Origin of the sequence: Ectothiorhodospira mobilis (assembly GCF_016584115.1) — a bacterium.
In the GTDB taxonomy this organism is placed as follows: Bacteria; Pseudomonadota; Gammaproteobacteria; order Ectothiorhodospirales; family Ectothiorhodospiraceae; genus Ectothiorhodospira; species Ectothiorhodospira mobilis.
In genome coordinates this window covers 15,161-33,087 of sequence record NZ_NRSK01000027.1, presented here as the reverse complement: position 1 = coordinate 33,087, position 17,927 = coordinate 15,161, and the positions used below count along the sequence as shown (strand labels likewise).

Here is a 17,927-nt window from a genome sequence, read left to right as displayed (position 1 = left end):
GGTGGAAGACGCCAGCCACCACGGCAAGGTGGACATGACCGTGGATTTCGGCGGCCACCTCTACCTGTTCGAGTTCAAGGTGGTGGAGCAGTTGCCCGGGGGCAGGGCCCTGGAGCAGATCCAGGCCAAAGGCTATGCCGACCAATACCGCGCCACCGGCAAGCCCATCCACCTGATCGGCGTGGAGTTCTCCAGCAAGCAGCGGCAGATCGTGGCCTTTGACGTGGAAACGCAGCCACCTCCCTCCTGAACCCCCTGGTCCAGCAGGAAGTCATGCCCACCACCTATCAGCTCTACATCCACCTGCGCCGCCCATGCCGCATCCAGGCGGGGCGGTTGCCGGCGGCGCGGCTGCCGGCGGGTTGGTACGTATACACCGGCAGCGCACGGCAGAACCTGGCGGCGCGGGTGGAGCGGCATCTGCGCCGGGACAAGCCGCTGCGCTGGCATGTGGACTGGCTGCTGACACGGCGGGAGGCACGGGTGGTGCACGTGGTGCTGTCGCAGGAGCCGGAGTGCCGGGCCAATGCCCGTGTGGGGGGCGAGGTGCCGGTGCCGGGGTTCGGGGCCTCGGACTGCCGCGCCGGCTGCGGCAGCCATCTGCGCTACCTGGGGCCGGAGCGCCCCGAGGCGGTGCCGGAGGCGGCGCTGCAGCGGCGCCAACCGGGGCTGCAGGCCCTGCGTGCCGCGCTGGAGGGGGGATAGCAAAGGCTTGATCTTATGGAATGCCTTCAAGTAGCTTGAAGTCCCACACTATCGGAACCCACGGCCATCGTCCGGGGGAGACTCAGGGAAAGGCGCATGGCAGGCCTGCGAGAATCCATACAGAATCGTTTCAGGGGCATGATCCCGGTCCACCCCACCCAGGGCGCCGTGTGCCATGCAACCCCTTTCCGACCCCTCTGCCAAACCCGGTTCTGATCTCTTCGCCGTGCAGGAAGCCACCCCGATTCCCCTTCCCCTCGCCCGTTATCGCCTCTGGTTTGAGGCAGGCCATTGCGTGCGCCTCCCCGAACGGGCCGGATCCACCTGGCGCGGTCTTCTGGGGCATGCCCTCCGGCGGGCCGTGTGCGTCACCGGCCAGGACCGATGCCAGGATTGTCTCCTGCTCCATGCCTGCGCCCATGCCTACATCTTCGAAACCCCACCTCCCCCCGGGGCGGGCAAGATGCGCAAGTACACCTCGGTGCCCCACCCCTTCGTACTGGATCCCCCGGCGCGATCCCCCCATCTGCAAGCCGGCGAACCCTATGCCCTGGGTCTGACCCTCATCGGCCGGGGCAATCATCACCTGCCCTATATCGTCCACGCCTTCTCCCGTGGAGCCCGTAACGGCGTGGGTCGGGGCCGGGCCCCCATGATCCTGACCCATGTAGAGCAGGAAACCGCCCCCGGAACGGGCCAGTGGACCCGCATCCACGAAGCGGACGGCCCCCTGGAGGCGATCCCACCGCAGAGCCCCCGGATGCCACCCCCGCCCGACCATGCCATCACCCTGCATCTGGACACCCCCCTGCGCATCAAGCGGGAAGGTCGTGCCCTGGGGGCGGCGGACCTGGGATTCGGAGACCTGTTCTCCAACCTGCTGCGCCGCGTTTCCCTGCTCAGCCATTTCCATACCGACACCCCTCTGGAGACGGATTTCGCAGGTCTCACCCAGGCCGCCCGGCAATGGCCGGGCATGCGGGCCAAGCTCCAGTGGCAGGACTGGGAACGGTATTCCTCCCGCCAGGGTCGGCACGTCCCCATGAGCGGCCTCACAGGAGAGATCACCCTGGCGCCGGATGGCCTGGCCCCCTTCTGGCCCTCTCTCTGGCTCGCCCCGTTTCTGCATCTCGGCGCCGGGACCAGCATGGGACAAGGGGCCTGCCGCCTGGACACCCAGCAATAGACCCTGGAGGCAAGCCTGCCGGGACCCATGATGGCCCCGGGACAGGACAGGATCCGCAGATACGCATCGGCATGGACACCGGGATGACCCCGCAAGAATCCCCGCACACAGCGCAGACGGACCGCGATCCCGCCGGTTATCCCCGGCGCATCCTCCTGGCCGTCACCGGCCTGGCCCCCCAGGTGGTCACCGAGACCCTCTACGCCCTGGCCACCGGTCCCACACCGGAGGTCCTGCCCAACGAGGTGCACCTGGTGACCACCGCCGAGGGGGCGGAACGGGCCCGCCTGTCCCTGCTCTCCCGGGAACTGGGGTGGTTTCACCGGCTGCGGGAGGAATATCAACTTCCGGAGATCACCTTCGATGAGACCTGCATCCATGCCATCCCCGACGCCGAGGCACGCCCCCTGGAGGACATCCGCACCCCGGCGGACAACCTGGCGGCGGCGGACTTCATCACCGAGCAGGTGCGCCGCCTCACCCACGACCCCGACAGCGCCCTGCACGTCTCCATCGCCGGCGGGCGCAAGACCATGGGTTTCTTCCTCGGGTATGCCCTCTCCCTGTTTGGCCGTCCCCAGGACCGGCTCTCCCATGTCCTGGTGAGCAAGCCCTTCGAATCCACCTGGCAGTTCTTCTACCCCAGCCGCGCATCCCGCGTCCTCGCCACGCAGAACGGAGACAACCTGGTGGACGCCCGGAACGCCCGGGTCACCCTGGCGGAGATCCCCTTCGTGAGCCTGCGCCACGGTCTGGACGAGCGCCTTATGAACGGTCAGGCCAGCTACCGGGAGGTAGTGGATGCGGCGCGGGAAGGACTCGCCCCGCCCGCGGTCACCCTCCATCCCGCCAGCCGGCGCGCGCGCCTGGGACGGCACACCCTGACCCTGCCCCCGGCCCAGATGGCCCTCTACAGCCTCTTTGCCCGCCGCGCCGCCGCGGGCGATCCGCCCCTGGAGGCCCCGGGCAAGGGGATCCCGGACCGGGCCTGGGCCGAGCGCTACCTGCAGGAACTTCGGGCCCTGGCAGGGCCCATGGCGGACCTGGACAAGACCGAACGGGCCCTGAAGGACGGCATGGACGGGGACTACTTCTCCCAGGCCCTCTCCAAACTGCACCGGACCCTGAGAAAGACCCTGGGTCCGGCAGCCGGCCCCTATCTCATCCACGACGGCGGTACCCGCCCCCGGCGCTACCGCCTGGACCTGCCCCCCGAGGCCATCCATTTCAGCGTCGACCCACCCCCGGACTGAGGCGGCAAGCCTGCCAGAACCCCACAAACTCACATGGATGCCCCATCCTGTGTTCACCCCAGCTTCGAGGCGGAGATCCCATGAAGCGACTGCAATACAAACTCACCTTCAACACCCCGGCCTTCCTGGGCAATGCCCAGCAGGAGGGCCAATGGCGCACGCCCCCCATCAAGGCCCTGCTCCGCCACTGGTGGCGCATGGTCCACGCCCCCAAGGTGGACTTTGACGTAAACCGCCTGCGGGAGGCGGAGGCCCTGCGCTTTGGCAGCGCATCGGACCACAACGACCGAAAATCCCTCCGATCCCCCATCCGGCTGCGCCTGGGGCCGGCCTGGTCCAAGGGGAAACTGGACCGGAAGGAGTGGCCCAAGGGGTTCGCTTCGGTCCACACCGGGGCCGGCAAGGGGGTGCGTTCGGACGTCTACCTGGGCTTCGGGCCCGTGCTGCCGGGTAACAGAGGAAACCGAAAGGCCCTGGGCACCCAAGACACGGCCGTGCTCACCCTGATCTGTCCCGACGAATATGAACCGGAAATCCTCCAGGCCCTGCAGCTGATCCAGTGGTTCGGCGCCCTGGGCAGCCGCAGCCGTAACGGCTGGGGCTCGGTCACCCTCACCCCCCATGACGGGACCCCGCCCCTGGAACCCCTGTCCCGGGAGGCCCCCCTGCTGCAGCGGATCACCCGCCCACTGGATCAGTGCCTTCAACAGGAATGGGCCCATGCCATCGGCCTGGATGCGGGGGCGGGGGAAGAGCGCCCGCTGATCTGGCGCACCCGGCCCTGCAAGGACTGGCAGGAGACCGTGGAGACCCTGGCCGACGCCCTCCACCAGGTACGCAGTGCCGCCAAAGGCCACAAGACCGACTTCGACGGGCATCCCGTCGGGGCCCTGCACCTGCTGGGCTATCCGGCCGGCACCAATGGCAGCCCCTGGGATCTGCCGGTGCGCGACAGGAATCTCCGGCTGGCCTCCCCCTTACGGTTCAAGGTCCTAAAGGAAGGGAATCAATTCCGGGGGATCATCCTCCACACCCCGAGCCGCCCACCCGAAAAAGGATTCCTGGAGGCCCTGAGGGATGACCAGATCGCGAAATGGTTCCGTACCCCCGAAAACCTAAAGGAAAGCTGGGACACCATCCACAAGGCCCTGGACGCACACCATGAAAGGATCGCCTGACATGAGCACCCACTGGAAGAAGAAACTGGCCGCCTGGGTCCATGATCCGGCGGAGAAGTCCCTGGTACTGATGCGCGACCGCGTGGGGCATGAACAGGGCACGGTCCGGGACCTGCGTCAGCGTCTCGGGATTCAGGACGGCGATTTCGACCGCCGGGCCGACCATCTGGCCGCCGCCGCGGACCGGCCCAACTGGCCCTTCCGCCAGGGGGAACGCTTTCCCGCCTGGGCCACGGTGCGTTTCACGGAACAACCCCAGCTCATCCATCCCCTGTCGGGCGCCCGCTTCGACCTTCACAAGCTCACGGACATCGGCGTGGATCACATCAAGGACATCAGCCTGCAGCACTTCCAGCGGCTGATCCAGGCCGGGGGGGACGACCCGCGCCGCACCTTCCTGGCCTTCTGGCGTTTCGGGCCCGAGGGCCGGCTGGCCGACGCGGACCTGGGCGCCCTCTGGCAGGAACTGCCGGCGGACACCCGCACACCGGATCACACCATCTGGGCCCATCTGGACACCGTCTCGGCCCTGCACACCGCCCTGGATCAGGGGGACGAACCCTGCCTGCTGGCCCTGAGCTTCGGGCCCGTGCAGGGCTTCATCAGCCAGGGACGATCCACCTCCGATCTCTGGGCCGGATCCCACCTGCTCTCCTCCCTGGTCTGGGCCGCCCTGCGGGAGATCGCCGGCGAGGTGGGGCCCGATGCCGTGCTCTTCCCGGCCCTGCGGGGTGTGCCGGCGGTAGATGCCTGGCTGCTGGAGGAAGGCGGGGAGGCCTTCCGCGAACTGTTCCAGGAGCTGGGGGCGGATTTCCTCGCGCGCCGGGACGACACCAACCCCTTGTTCTCCGCCGCCCTGCCCAACAAATGCCTGTGCCTGGTCCCCGCCCGCCGCGCCCGGGAGCTGGCGGAACGGGCCATCGCCGCCGCCCGGCGCCGCGCCCTGGACATCGCCCACGAGGCGGCCCGGCGGGTGTTCAAAGAGGCGGGATGCGAGATCACGGACACCACCCGAAACCAGATCGAGAAACAGATGGCGGCCTTCCCCGAGGCCTTTTGGACCGCCGCCCGCTGGCCCGTGGGGGAGGATCACCGCGACATCGAAACGGCCAGCCAGCGGCTTCAGACCGCCCTGGGACAGATCCATCCCGATCTGGAGCAACAAGGGGTCTTCACCCCCGCCACCTGGGCGGCCCTCAACCGCCAGCTGGATCTGGAAGGCTGGACCTTCTGGCGACCCAACGCGGGCATCCTCTACCCGGCGGTGCACGAACTCACCGAACGCCACCTGGCGGCGGGCAAGACCATCCGCCCCTTCGAGGCCCTGAAGCAGAAGGGCCACCGCTGCACCCAGTGCGGCGAACGGGAATGGCTCACCCCAAAACCGGAACTGCTCCCCCTGAACCGCAGGGACCGCCAGCAGCAAAGCCCCTGGGGCCGGCTGGCGGAGAAGCGCCGCGCCTGGGCCAAGGGCGGAGAGCACCTGTGTGCCCTGTGCACCGCCAAGCGGCTCTGGCCCAGCCTGTTCACCGAGACGGTGGAGCAACACCTGGACATGGATATCCGCCGTTTCGTGGTCAGCACCCACGCCCTGGCCCTGTCCACCACCCTGTGGCAACACCGGGATGAGACCCGGCGCTCCCCGGATCAGTCGTGTCATGAAAATAAACTCAAACAGCGCCTGACCCTGGTGGAAGCCGAGCCCACCGTCCTGCCCCGCAAACTGGCCCGTGAACTCCCTCATCAATCCGAAGATATGCAGTACATCGCCCGGCGCCTGCCCTCGGCCCTGGAGATGCTCAAGGACGATGCGGCCATCCAGGGGGTGGACGCCGAGGCCCTGGAGCGGGACATCTCCAGCGTCTTCAAACCCCGGGAAACCTACTACGCCCTCATCCAGATGGATGGCGATCGCATGGGGGCCTGGTTCGCCGGCAACGAAGAGGCCTATACCCTGCGTTATCAGGACACCTGGCATGACCAGATCCGGGCGCAGATGGACCGGGTGGCCCGGAAAAACCGGGCCCTGCACGACTACATGGAGACCCGCAGACCCCCCTCCCCCGGCCGCCACGGCGCCCTGTCCTCGGCCCTGAATCACTTCTCCCTGCACCTGGCCCGGTATGTGGTGGAGGACTGCGTCAAGGGCAAGCTCATCTACGCCGGGGGCGACGACGTGCTCGCCCTGGTGGCGGTGGACGACCTGCTGGACGCCATGCAGCTGTTGCGCCTGGCCTACAGCGGCCTGGCCCCCGACCCGGCCATGGGCCTGGATGCACATGTGGGCCGCCTCCTGGAAGGGGGCGGTGCGCCCCAGGACAAAAAACTCCTGCTCAAGGACGGCTTTGGCCTGCTGCATGGGCGGCTCATGCGGCTCATGGGCCATCGGGCCACCGCCTCCATGGGGGCCGTGGTGGCCCATCACCAGGCCCCCCTGGCCCGGGTCCTGCGGGAACTGCGGGAGGCCGAGGCCGGGGCCAAGTCCGCCGGGCGCAACCGCTTCTGCCTGCGGGTGCTCAAGCGCGGCGGCGGCGCGGAAGAACTCACCGCGCCCTGGTGGCCCCTGGGGGAACAGCGGGCCCCTCGCATGGACCGGGCCACCCTCACCCTCATGGGGCGGCTGCGGGACGAACTGGCCCACACCGACTTCTCCCGCGGGGCCATCTATCGCGCCCAGCTGTGGTTCGAAGGGCTCACCGACCGCCCCCAGGACAAACGCGACCCCCGCTGGCGCGCCCAGATGGCCGGGGCCCTGGCGCAGCAGTTCACCCGTCAGGCCGGCAGCGGGGCCCTGGCCCGGGAGATCGTGGATTTCGTCTGCGACACCATCGACCCCGCACAACCCCGCACCGCCATCGGGCAGTTCCTCGCCGTAAGCGAGTTCTTTGCCCGGCCGGAACGTATCCGCCCATACGAGGAGGCCCTGGCATGACCCTCTGGCTCTTCATCCAACCCGTGGACAGCCTGTTCTTCCGCGGCAATCTGGCCTTCGGCGAATCCGGGGAACACGGCTCCGGGACCATGCCCCCGCAACCCTCGGTGATGGCCGGGGCCCTGCGCTCGGCCATCCTGGGGGCCCACCCCGGGGCCCTGCATCAGTTCGCCCGGGAAGGGCGTTGCCAGGACCCGCAACTGGCGCCATGCCTGGGCACCCCCCAAAAGCCCGGCACATTCCGCCTGCGCACCCTGCGTCTGGCCCGCCACCACGACGGCCGGTGCGAACCGCTGCACCCTCTGCCGGCGGACCTGGTACGGCTGGAATCGGGGCTGTATCCCCTGATCCCCCAGTCCCCGGACCCCGAAATGATCCAGGGACCGCAGCCCCTGCCCAAGACGGCCCTGCTCCACTGCCCGCGCACGGAAAAACCCCGGGGCGGAGGCTATCTCACCCCGGAGGGCTGGCGTGCCCATCTGCGGGGGGAAATCCTGGAGGCCTCCCGGCACGTGGTGGAGGACGGGGCACTGCACCGCCCCGATCCCCGCCTGGGCATCGGCCTGGATACCAGCGCCCGCACCGCCCGGGAGGGCCTGATCTACACCACCGAGGGCCATGCCCTGACCCCCGAAGGCCCGGACGGCACCGCCACCGGGTTCCTCGTGGGGGTGGACGGGGCCGACGCCTTCCTGGAGCGGGAAGGCCTGCTGCGCCTGGGCGGGGACGGCCGGGCCGCCGCCTTCCGGCCCGTGTCCTTCCAGCCTGAGGCACCGCCCCTGGAGACCATCGCCCGCAACCGCCGCTTCCGGCTCATCCTGGACACCCCCGGCCTCTTCGCCGGCGGCCATCTGCCGCAGGCCATCCAGCGACGGGGGGATCAGCACTGGTTGCAGGGGGAGGGCTTTTCCGCCCGGCTCACCTGCTGCGCCCACGGGCGTCCCGGCATCATCAGCGGCTGGGATCTGTATCAATGGTGCCCCAAGCCGGCCCGGCGCGTCGTCCCCGCCGGGGCCGTGTACTGGTTCGAGGACCTCCAGGGCGACCCCGAGGCCCTGGCCGCCTGGGTGGCCGACGGCCTGGCCCAGGACTCGGCCTGCTCTGAGGCCCGCCGCGCCGAAGGCTACAACCAGGCCACCCTGGCCGCCTGAATCCGCATCCCTCAACCACGCATCACAAGGAACCGCACATGTTCGCCGCACAACAACTGGTCTTCTACTACGCCACCAGCCCCGTGCACATGGGGGCCGGCACGGCGGTGGGCGCCATCGACAGCCCCATCCAGCGGGAGGTGCACACCCAGCATCCGCAGTTCGCCGCCTCCGGCATCAAGGGGGCGGTGCGCCATCACTTACACGCCCTCTGGGGCAAGAAAGACAACCTGCTGGAACGCCTCTTCGGCCCGACAACCGACGCCTCGGACCACGCCGGGGCCGTGGCCTTCAGCGACGCGCAGCTGGTGTGCCTGCCGGTGCGCGCCCTCAAGGGGGGATTTGTCTATGCCACCTGCCCCCTGGCCCTGGCCCGGGCCAGGCGCCTGGCGGGGATGGCCGGCCTGCCCTGCCCCTGGGAGGTCCCGGAGATCCCCGACAACCACGCCGCCGTCCGCAAGGAGCTGCTGAGCCAGGACCGGCTCGTGCTGGAGGCCTTCACCTTCGCCCCCTGCGAGGCCGAAACCGGACGTGCAGCCATCGCTGAATGGCTGGCCCGGCACGCCCTGCCCCCGGGGCCGGAGAACACGTTCTTCGCGGAAAAACTCCAAAAGGATCTGGTGATCCTCTCGGACACCGATTTCGCCCATTTCGCCCGGCATGGCACCGTGGTGGAGCCCCATGTGCGCATCGATGACCACTCCGGTACCGCCTCCGATGGCGGCCTGTTCTACGTGGAGAACCTGCCGCCGGAATCGCTGCTGGTGGGCCTGATCCAGGCCAGCGTGGAGCGCTACAAGAAGAAAAAGAAACCCGAAAACGCGCTGGAGGATGCCGGGGAGGTCCTCTCCCGGGTCCTGCAGGGGGAGGAGACCCTGCCTGGCATCGCCGATCGCATCGTGCAGATGGGCGGCGACGGCAGCACCGGCCGCGGCCTGATCCTGATCCACCCCGTCTCCCGGGAGGCCTGAGCCATGCACCAGACCCTCGATCAGCAACGCGCCGCCTTCGCCTGGGAAGTGGCCACCCAGGGCATGCAACACGGCGGCGACAGCTACCGCGCCCTGGCCAAAGGGGCCCCTGCCCTGATCATGACCAGCGGGCTCATGCCGGTACTGGCCTTCTACAGGAGCAAGGACGCCCATCACCAGCGCCTGCTGGATCACATCATCCGGGGCATCAGCCTGGAGTTCTGGGGCCCGAAAAACGCCGGTCAAAAATCCTTTGAGGACTTCATGCAGCGCCTGCAACAGGCGGATTCCGAGACCTACCGCCGGGCCACCGACAGCGCCCTGGAAACCCTCAAATGGATCCGCCAGTTCGTGGACGCGGTGGAACCGGCCCAGGGAGGGAACGCACGATGAACCAGCCCGCCATCCCCCAAGACGTGGTGGCCCGGGCGGCGGGCTACAAGGACTGCGCCCCGGGGCACCGCTTCCTGCTCTACTTCCCGGTGTGGGATCACAACTTCGCCCGCCAGGACAACGCCAAACACACGGCCCTGAAGGAGGTGGCCTCCTCCCTGCCCCGCAGCAGCCGGGACCTGTGTGATGCCCTGGTCCGGCGTCAGAGCGCCCTGTTCCAGAGCCATCCCCATGGCCTGCGGGTGGAGGCCCACTCCACCGCCCCCTTCGCCACGGGCCTGGGCAACGAACACCCGGTGGAGAACGGTTTCGCCTTCCTCACCCCCTACGGCCTGCCCTACCTGGCCGGCAGCGGGGTGAAGGGCGTCCTGCGCCGGGCCGCCGAGGAACTGGCCCTGGATCCCGGGGCCTATCCCGCCAACCAGCGCCCCACCCTACTGGACGTCTGGTGGCTGTTCGGCTTCGAGGCCCCGAATGATGAATGCCTCAAGGACCCCGCCTGGCAAAGGGCCCTGGAGGCCCTGGCCGAGCGGGCGGATCTGGACGACTTCATCCGCCAGGGCCTGGCGGGCCAACCCGGGGAACGGGAACGCTACACCGGCACGGTGGACAACCGCGCCACCTTCCTGAACAACTTCCAGAAATCAAAAGACCTGCCCCGGCAGATCCACCACCGGGGGGCCCTCACCTTCTGGGATGTCTTCCCCGAGGCCAGGCGCATGGTGGTGGAGATCATGACCCCCCACTACAAGGACTACTACTTCAACGGCCAACCACCCCACGACGCCGGCCAGCCCAATCCCGTCCCGTTTCTGGCCGTACCCGACGGGACGGACTTCACCTTCCATGTCACCTGCGCGCCGCAGTCTCTGCCCGAAGCCCTGCAGACGAACTGGAAACCCCTCATGGAGGCGGTCTTCGCCCATGCCTTCGACTGGCTGGGCTTCGGCGCCAAGACCGCCGTGGGCTATGGCGTGCTGGAGGACCGCAACCTGGCCTCCCCCCTGGCCCCGGAGACCGGCTCCGACGCCCCGGTGCGGGCCCGGCGCATCACCTGGGAAGCGGCCAGACTGGAATACACCCCCAACAACCAGACCCTGCTGGCCCATCACGAGGGCAAAACGGCCCAGTTGGTGGGTAAGGAGGCCATCATCCAGGTCCTGGGGGATCCAGCGAAACTGGAAAGACTGAAGAAGCAACAGAAGAAGAAAAAGACCATCACCCGCCGGGTGGAGGTGGAGGCCAAGGGCAACCAGTTCACCCTGTGCCGGGTGTTCCCGCCGGAGGGATGACATGACCCCGCGCACCTACTTCGTCAGCCGCCATCCCGGCGCCATGGAATGGGCCGCCCGCCACGGCATCCAGGTGGATCAGCAGATCGACCATCTGGACGTGGAACGGATCCAGGCTGGCGACACGGTCATCGGCACCCTGCCCGTGCACCTGGCTGCCCGCGTCTGCCAACGGGGCGGCCGCTATCTCAACCTCTCCATCGACCTGCCCCCGCACCTGCGGGGGCGGGAACTCTCCGCCGACGACCTGGAAGCCCTGGGGGCCCGGGTGCAGGCCTTCCATGTCCAGCCCATCGACTGATACACCTCCTGGCCGGATGCCGGGGCGCTCAGGCGCTGCCGGCCCCCTCCATTGAGGCCTTCCACTCCCGCACGATCGCGCGCAGCCGGGGCAACTCGTCGGGGCCGATGAGCCGGATCCGGTGCTGACGGGCGCGCTCACCCATGGACTGCGTGGGCGTACGCGCACTGACCATCCAGCTGGAACCGAAGAAACCACGCAGTGTGTCGCCGATGCTGTCCAGCTTGTACAGCTGCTGATCGTCCAAGGCATCATCGCGGCCATGGCGCGCAGTCTTGCACTCCACCACCAGCAGGCGGTTGGCATGGACTGCCACCACATCCAGCTCATTGCGGGCCCCGTCGGTGCCGTCCCAGGTGCCCTCCACCCCAAGCGCCACATCGTCGATTCCCTCGTCCCGGAGCCGGTGGTAAACGTACTCCTCCAGCCAGCCGCCATTGAGGAAGCGAGCGTGCGCCTCGTCCAGAAAGGTTACGGCAGCCGCCCCCTCCTCCCAGTCCAGTAGCCCCTCATCGCAGAGCCAGCGCAGATTCTGGGCCCAGCGCCCCCGGGGCGGCGTATCAAAGGCCTGTTCATGGGCCACCAATCGGCCTTCCCGATCCAGTGCCCGGGAGGCCACGCGATTCAGCGCACCCAGAAAATCGCCGTGATCCCGCGCGACCTCCGCCAGCTTCTTGGCCACCTGCTTGCGTTCACCGGCCGCACGCCACCAGTCCTCGCCGGCAGAGACCGCGCTGCGATAGCGAAAGCCCTGGGCGCGCAGACTGATGGGCACATCCAGCACATGCCCCAGGGGGGTGGGCGGATCGGCCCGCTCCGACCCCACCGGCAGGTGCTCCAGCCGACCGTGGGCCGTGTCGGTATAGATGCGGCGATGCACCGTATCCCGAAGTATCTCCAGAAAGCCCAGGGCCATGAGCTTGTTACCGCCGGTGAGGTTAAGGACCAACTCGTCCACCGCCGGCAGCCCATCGAGGACATCCAGTGCAAATTCGTGCAGACGCGGCAGGTCGGCATCCGGGGCATTCTCAAAGGTCCGCACTACGATACCGGCCTCCTCCTCCAGCTCGCGCAGCTGGCGAGCCTTCGCGGCCATATCCGGTGTGACGATCAGGGCCGCGTATTCGGGTCGCTCCATAAGCGCGGGGATGAGATTGCCAGCCAGTTGGTTGGACACCAGCTGGATGTGGAGTCGGGTCACGGTTTTGGGCTCCTTTCGCTGTGTCTTAATCCCTTCTTCTTCAGGGAAGGCTTTCGGTCTCATGGCCATCACATATCGCACCGCGCATGGCGTCTTAATCCCTTCTTCTTCAGGGAAGGCTTTCGGTCCCCACGACGTGTTTTACCGGGGGGAGCTGCTGTTGTCTTAATCCCTTCTTCTTCAGGGAAGGCTTTCGGTCCGCTCGATGCGGATAATGCTGCAGAAATAATGACTTGCAACTGGGTTTCCGGAGAATTCCGGCTTCTGCTGAGGGAACTTCGGTTTGAGTGGGCCATTCCATCCGGATGGACGGGGGATACGGGGTATCCTGCTGCCGGTGGGATGTGCTGTTTTGGTCTTCATTTCTTGCGCTGTCCTTGCAGGAAAAGGGCCAGGCCGGGGGCCTTATCGGAGTGTAGTTCCACATCGTCCGGAAGGCTGCCCCGGCCCAGGGTATGGACCTCCATGGGCCGGGGGATGGGATAGGCCCGGACATCGTCGCGCCTTGGGTCGATGAGTTCTTCCAGGTCCTGCAGGAGCCGACCCAGCTGGCCGGAATGGCCCTCGTAGTAGAAGACCGAGTATTGCACCGGCTGGCCATGTCCCTTGAGGAAGCGGTGAACCCGGGTCAGGCGCTTGGGGTCGCGGATGTCGTAGCAGATGATCCACTCCTTCTGCGCCGTCACCGACATCCCGACACCTCGGTGCGGATGTGTCGCTTCAGATCCCCCAGATGATGGTGGACCCGGACGGCATTTTTCTGTACCCAGTTTTCAAAGAACACCAGGGCCTCGGCCAGGGACTGCACCTGCCTGGGCAGGGTGCCGCAGTGCAGGTTCAGCTCGGCCCAGAGCAGGCGGGCGATATCCTCCGCCAGCGGCAGAGGGGCACCCCCGAAGCCCCAATAATAGGACTGCATTCCTTCCTGGTTCAATCGGTTTTCCACCACGGCATAACACCATCCGAGGGATTCGTCGGGAAAATGATTGGGGATATGGTCGGCATAGACGAAATCCCGTTTGATGCTCTCCAGGATGCGTGCCGGCGGGGGATGTCCCCGTCGGCTGAGTGCGTTGCGCCAGTGTTGCAGCACATCCATACGGCGGTGCTTCAGCCAGTGGATATACGATTCGGTCCACTCGGGACGATCCAGATAACGCTGGATCGCATCCGCCATTGGACCGGCGCAGGCGGGTGGCGGGCTCAGGGTGCCCAGGGGATGACCCGAGCCATCTATCCAGGTGACAGGGATGCCATATCCGAGACAGGCCCGCAGGGCCTCTCCGGTCCAGGTGACCTGGAGACCGGAGAGGATGCGATCCAGCCGGGACAGGGGCAGATTCGTCACATGCGCTCCATTGCGCACCGCCAGACTGGTGTCCCGGGCGGTGACCTCCCGTGGGCCCCCCAGAAGATACAGGGGCTTGCGCGCGGGCTCGTTCTGGGGGTTCTGTCTGCCGTGGTGGGTCTGCATCCTTCAATCCTCCTCCAGGTCCGTGTCTTCCAGCCATTGCGCCCCCTCGCTGCGCAGGGTCCGCGCCAGCCGGGCGCACCGCTGTCGCAGCCAGCGGCGGTGCAGCGGTGCGGCGGTTTCCCACCGGGCATAGAAATGCCGGCGGCCGGCCTTTCCCAGCAGGCAACCCTGGCCGTGCAGGCTGAAATGATCCGCAGTCAGTACCTCCTTGCGGAACAGCCCCCATACCCATTCATCCGCCAGTGGCCGCAGGGGCTCCACGAGATCGCTGGCGAGGGATTCGCGTCCAATGGCGGGCCGGTGGTAGAAGCCGATCAGGGGATCCAGACCGGCGATATGGGCGGCACGCACGGCATCAAAGTGCAGCAGGGTATAGGCCAGTGAGAGGCAGGCGTTCACCGGATCCCGGGGTGGACGGCGGTTGCGACCGGAAAACCCCAGCGATGGCGGGAACAGGCTGCGCAGGGCGGAAAAATAGGCCCGGGCCGCAGCGCCTTCCATACCCCGTAGCTGTGGGATCGCGGGTTCGGATCCGTTTTCGAGGCGTTCCAGGCCATCCGAGAGGGTTTGGATGCCATCGGTGAGGGCCTTGCGGGCGTCGGGACGGGATCGCCTTGCCTTTTGCAGAAAGCGAACCTGGCGGGATATCTTGGCGTGCACCAGATCCCGGGACCAGCGGCTGCAGAAGGCCTCGTCTGACAAGCGTCCCGTTTGGGCGATGCGTACCGCTGCCTCGTTGTGCCGGGGACCCAGTACCAGCGCAATACGGCGGGACTGCCGGGGACTGAGGAGGAGCACCGAGGCCCCCGCCTCGGCCAGGCGCGTCAACACCTCCGCATCCAGGCGGGTCTGGCGGCCCTGGATGATGACCCGTTCCAGCAGTTTCAGGGGAACGTTGCTGGAACGCATCCCCTCCTGATAAAGGGCCAGTGCCTGACCGTCGATGCGCAGTTCCAGATCCGCGCGGTCCAGCAGTAGCGTTCCCATGCCATTACCCCATGTAGAACAGATCCGGATCGCAGGGCTCGGCACCCTGACCCAGGGTATGCACCCGTCCGCGGGCATCCAGACGCAGCAACAGGAAACGATCCTCATGCTCATCCAGCAGCAGCGCCATGTGGTGCAACAACTCATGACGCTCAGCCGCGGTCAGGAAGACCTCGTGGACGGATTTCTGCCCGCCGGTGGCATAGGCGCGCACCAGGGCCAGGGCCGCCCGCAGGCGACTGGGGGAGGAGACGTCATAGGCGGCCAGATAGAGGGATCGGGTGGTCATCTTGCATGACATCTCCTTTTCAGAAAAAAGGGGGGACGCCGCATCCCTGCGTCCCTGGCCCTTCCCGTGGTACGGGCCGCGCCCCACGGGATGCACAATAGCGCCCCGGGATCCTGGGGAGGGATGAGGCAGGCTTGCCACGTCGATCCATCGCCGGCCGGTGACGGACCGATGGCCCCGGGACCCGCGACTGGTTGCGTTTCTCGATGCAGGTGCATTAGCTTGCCTTGTCTCCCTCTTCCCGGGCTGGCCTGCCGCAGGCTTCGCCCCGGGATGCGGGAGGTGGCAGGCTTGCGGGATCATCACCGCTTCGCGGCCCCCATATCGGAAACGGTGGACATCCCCCTGCCCTGCCTCATCCACGATCATCCAAGGGACAATCCGACATGGCCCGTCTGTTCATCTCCTTTCTCGGTACCGGAAACTACGTCTCCTGCAACTACTGTGCGCCCGATGAGGGCGACAGGAAGCGGCGGGTGGACAACGTGCGTTTCATCCAGACCGCCCTGCTGAACCTCCACTGCGCCGATTTTGGCCCCGAAGACCGGGCCCTGATCGCCTGCACGCCTCAGGCGCGGGAGAAGCACCTGGAGGCCCTGCGCCATGAGCTGGAGGCCCATGGCTGGGCGGGGCGCGTGGAGGCCCTCCCGATCCCCGAACCGGGTGGGACGGACGATGCCTGGGAGATCTTCCGGATCTTCAACGATGCGATCGGCGGCGAGGATTCCATCACCTTCGATATCACCCACTCGTTCCGCTTTCTCCCCCTCCTTTTCACCGTGCTGATCCAGTATCTGAAGGTCACCAAGAAGATCCGCCTGGAGGGGGTGTACTACGGGGCCTTCGAACGCCTGGGCCATCCCAAGGAGGTGGAGGCCATGCCCCTGGAGACGCGGGATGCCCCCATCATGGACATGACCCCCTTCATCAGTCTGTTCGACTGGAGCGTGGGCATCGACCGCTTCCTGCGCTCCGGTCAGCCGGACGATCTGAACCACCTGGTCCAGCAGGAGATCCGGCCCGTTCTCCGGGAAACCCAGGGCAAGGACGAAACGGCTAAGACCCTGGAGCGCATCGCCAAAAGGCTCACGGAACTGGCAGAGGGCATCGACACGGTGCGGGGGCAGGCATTGGCCGAATTCGAGGCCCGGCGGCGCATCCTGGAACCCCTGCAGAGGGTGCAGGTGGATATCCTGCCACCGCTGCAACCGGTGCTGAAACGGCTTTCCGAGGACCTGGCGCGGTGGGAGGACCAATCCCCGAACAACCTGCTGCACGCGGTGGGCTGGTGCATCCGCCATGGCCAGACCCAGCAGGGCTACACCCTGTTACGGGAGGGCATCCTCACCCTGCTGGACCGGCGCATCCCCGAGCTGGACGGCATCGATGCGGAGGTGGCCAGCCCGACGACCGCCAGGCAAACACGTAGAGAATTGCTTTCCAAGCTATTAAATGTGCTTGGCGGCAGGGAACCCAGGCCGGAATCGGAATGGCAGGGGGAGCTGGCCGACTATCCGGAGGTGGCCCGGGCCGCCCGGGAGCGGATCCCGCAGGTCCTGGTGCCCTGCTATAAGCGCATCACGCAGCTGCGCAATGACATCAACCATGCCGGTTTCATCCAGAATACCTCCAAGGCGAACACGCTCCGGGAGGAGCTGCAGCGCCTGCACCAGGAGGTTTCGGCCCTGCTGCTGGATTAGGGATAGAGCGAGCGCTTCCGCACCCTGCCCTCCAAGGGTCGGCTACCATCCAATCATTATGCCCGAACTGGTCCATAGATATGAGTAAAATCCAATGAGTAGCGAAACTCGGCGGGACGAGGTGCTGGCGATCCTGCAGCAGTTCAAGGATCGCCGGGGGGAGCGCTATGGGATTACCAGAATCGGGTTGTTCGGTTCGGTGGCCCGAGGCGATTCTGGACCGGACAGTGATATCGATGTCGTATACGAGACCGACGCACCGAATCTGTTTCGGGCCTCGCATATGCGCCAGGAGCTTGAGGAATGGATGGGCTGTCATGTGGACGTCATCCGGTTACGAGCCCGCATGAACCCACGTTTGAAGGCCCGCATCCAGAATGAGGCGCATTATGTCTCTTGATCCTCCGATCGTTGAACGATTGGAAGATGTACTGGCTGCACTTGAACGCATCCCACGCCGATTCACCGGCATCACGACACCCGAAGATTTTTACGATAGCCCCGAGGGACAGGATCGATTGGATGCCATCTGTATGGTCCTGATCGCGGTGGGTGAAGCATTCAAGCAAATGGACAGGCAAACGGGTGGCACCCTACTGGCCCGCTATCCAGGCGTCGATTGGCCGGGTGTCAAAGGTGTTCGAGACGTGATCGCACACGGGTATTTTGATGTCGATGCCGAAGAGGTTTTCTCAATTTGTCAAAACGATATCCCAGTGCTCATGGATACGGTTCGCACCATGCTCAAGGATCTCTCCGATGATGCCTCGGCATGATCTTGATGAGGGGCAATAGAAATAACCTATCGGGGGCCTATGATCAATGAACCGGGATCGCCGGACCCCAGCCTGGCTCTGTGTATGCCGAGCTAGGGCTCGGCGTTCCCAGGGGGCGGGATGGGGCCCGGCGTTCCC

19 protein-coding genes are annotated in these 17,927 nt (G+C 66.7%); 14 read left to right on the top strand and 5 right to left on the bottom strand.

What is annotated here, in order from left to right:
• The 11 genes from CKO33_RS10615 to csx16 form a co-directional block, all read left to right on the top strand.
• Positions 1 to 250: PD-(D/E)XK nuclease domain-containing protein (locus tag CKO33_RS10615; RefSeq protein ID WP_200182218.1), on the top strand; the 250-nt coding region annotated here is incomplete at its 5' end.
• 23 nt (positions 251 to 273) lie between these two features.
• Positions 274 to 705 (top strand): GIY-YIG nuclease family protein, encoded by a 432-nt coding sequence (locus CKO33_RS10610; protein WP_200182217.1) that lies wholly within the window; start codon positions 274 to 276, stop codon positions 703 to 705.
• A 226-nt stretch (positions 706 to 931) separates the two neighbouring features.
• Positions 932 to 1,891, top strand: a complete 960-nt coding sequence (gene cas6, locus CKO33_RS10605; protein WP_500683416.1) for a CRISPR system precrRNA processing endoribonuclease RAMP protein Cas6 — start codon at positions 932 to 934, stop codon at positions 1,889 to 1,891.
• Positions 1,892 to 1,974: 83 nt separating this feature from the next.
• On the top strand, positions 1,975 to 3,144 hold the full coding sequence (gene csm6 / locus CKO33_RS13885; protein ID WP_200182215.1) for a CRISPR-associated ring nuclease Csm6: 1,170 nt from the start codon (positions 1,975 to 1,977) through the stop codon (positions 3,142 to 3,144).
• Positions 3,145 to 3,224: 80 nt separating this feature from the next.
• Positions 3,225 to 4,322 (top strand): RAMP superfamily CRISPR-associated protein, encoded by a 1,098-nt coding sequence (locus CKO33_RS10595; RefSeq protein WP_200182214.1) that lies wholly within the window; start codon positions 3,225 to 3,227, stop codon positions 4,320 to 4,322.
• Between the two features lies 1 nt (position 4,323).
• On the top strand, positions 4,324 to 7,254 hold the full coding sequence (cas10, locus tag CKO33_RS10590; RefSeq protein ID WP_200182213.1) for a type III-B CRISPR-associated protein Cas10/Cmr2: 2,931 nt from the start codon (positions 4,324 to 4,326) through the stop codon (positions 7,252 to 7,254).
• Positions 7,251 to 8,405, top strand: a complete 1,155-nt coding sequence (locus CKO33_RS10585) for a type III-B CRISPR module-associated Cmr3 family protein (RefSeq protein ID WP_200182212.1) — start codon at positions 7,251 to 7,253, stop codon at positions 8,403 to 8,405. Before cas10 ends, CKO33_RS10585 begins: the two co-directional genes overlap by 4 nt.
• Before the next feature lie 38 nt (positions 8,406 to 8,443).
• Positions 8,444 to 9,376 carry a type III-B CRISPR module RAMP protein Cmr4 gene (gene cmr4 / locus CKO33_RS10580; RefSeq protein ID WP_200182211.1) on the top strand — a complete coding sequence of 311 codons (933 nt, stop codon included), beginning with the start codon at positions 8,444 to 8,446 and terminating at the stop codon, positions 9,374 to 9,376.
• Positions 9,377 to 9,379: 3 nt separating this feature from the next.
• Positions 9,380 to 9,769: a type III-B CRISPR module-associated protein Cmr5 gene (gene cmr5 / locus CKO33_RS10575; protein ID WP_200182210.1), complete on the top strand. Its 390-nt coding sequence runs from the start codon at positions 9,380 to 9,382 to the stop codon at positions 9,767 to 9,769.
• A complete protein-coding gene (gene cmr6 / locus CKO33_RS10570) occupies positions 9,766 to 11,061 on the top strand; it encodes a type III-B CRISPR module RAMP protein Cmr6 (RefSeq protein WP_200182209.1) in 1,296 nt (431 codons plus the stop codon). The genes cmr5 and cmr6 overlap by 4 nt, the downstream gene beginning before the upstream one ends.
• 1 nt (position 11,062) lies before the next feature.
• The gene (csx16, locus tag CKO33_RS10565) at positions 11,063 to 11,362 is read left to right on the top strand and encodes a CRISPR-associated protein Csx16 (RefSeq protein WP_200182208.1); all 300 of its coding nucleotides are present in this window, start codon (positions 11,063 to 11,065) and stop codon (positions 11,360 to 11,362) included.
• A 28-nt stretch (positions 11,363 to 11,390) separates the two neighbouring features.
• Here csx16 and CKO33_RS10560 read toward each other — a convergent pair whose 3' ends face one another.
• The 5 genes from CKO33_RS10560 to CKO33_RS10540 form a co-directional block, all read right to left on the bottom strand.
• Positions 11,391 to 12,563, bottom strand: coding sequence for a Card1-like endonuclease domain-containing protein (locus CKO33_RS10560; RefSeq protein ID WP_200182207.1), 1,173 nt, complete (start codon positions 12,561 to 12,563; stop codon positions 11,391 to 11,393).
• 359 nt (positions 12,564 to 12,922) lie between these two features.
• A complete protein-coding gene (gene cas2 / locus CKO33_RS10555; protein WP_200182206.1) occupies positions 12,923 to 13,255 on the bottom strand; it encodes a CRISPR-associated endonuclease Cas2 in 333 nt (110 codons plus the stop codon).
• Positions 13,246 to 14,037 carry a CRISPR-associated endonuclease Cas1 gene (locus tag CKO33_RS10550; RefSeq protein ID WP_200182205.1) on the bottom strand — a complete coding sequence of 264 codons (792 nt, stop codon included), beginning with the start codon at positions 14,035 to 14,037 and terminating at the stop codon, positions 13,246 to 13,248. Before CKO33_RS10550 ends, cas2 begins: the two co-directional genes overlap by 10 nt.
• A gap of 3 nt (positions 14,038 to 14,040) precedes the next feature.
• On the bottom strand, positions 14,041 to 15,024 hold the full coding sequence (cas1, locus tag CKO33_RS10545; protein WP_200182204.1) for a CRISPR-associated endonuclease Cas1: 984 nt from the start codon (positions 15,022 to 15,024) through the stop codon (positions 14,041 to 14,043).
• A 4-nt stretch (positions 15,025 to 15,028) separates the two neighbouring features.
• Entirely contained in the window at positions 15,029 to 15,313 is a 285-nt protein-coding gene (locus tag CKO33_RS10540; RefSeq protein WP_200182203.1) for a CRISPR-associated endonuclease Cas2, read from the bottom strand.
• A 386-nt stretch (positions 15,314 to 15,699) separates the two neighbouring features.
• On the opposite strand from CKO33_RS10540, the gene csx2 reads away from it, so the two are divergent.
• The 3 genes from csx2 to CKO33_RS10525 all read left to right on the top strand — a co-directional run bounded on the left by csx2 (position 15,700) and on the right by CKO33_RS10525 (position 17,789).
• Positions 15,700 to 17,013 (top strand): TIGR02221 family CRISPR-associated protein, encoded by a 1,314-nt coding sequence (gene csx2, locus CKO33_RS10535; protein WP_200182202.1) that lies wholly within the window; start codon positions 15,700 to 15,702, stop codon positions 17,011 to 17,013.
• Positions 17,014 to 17,107: 94 nt separating this feature from the next.
• Positions 17,108 to 17,413 carry a nucleotidyltransferase family protein gene (locus CKO33_RS10530; RefSeq protein ID WP_200182201.1) on the top strand — a complete coding sequence of 102 codons (306 nt, stop codon included), beginning with the start codon at positions 17,108 to 17,110 and terminating at the stop codon, positions 17,411 to 17,413.
• Entirely contained in the window at positions 17,403 to 17,789 is a 387-nt protein-coding gene (locus CKO33_RS10525; RefSeq protein WP_200182200.1) for a HepT-like ribonuclease domain-containing protein, read from the top strand. Before CKO33_RS10530 ends, CKO33_RS10525 begins: the two co-directional genes overlap by 11 nt.
• The last annotated feature ends 138 nt before the right edge of the window (positions 17,790 to 17,927 follow it).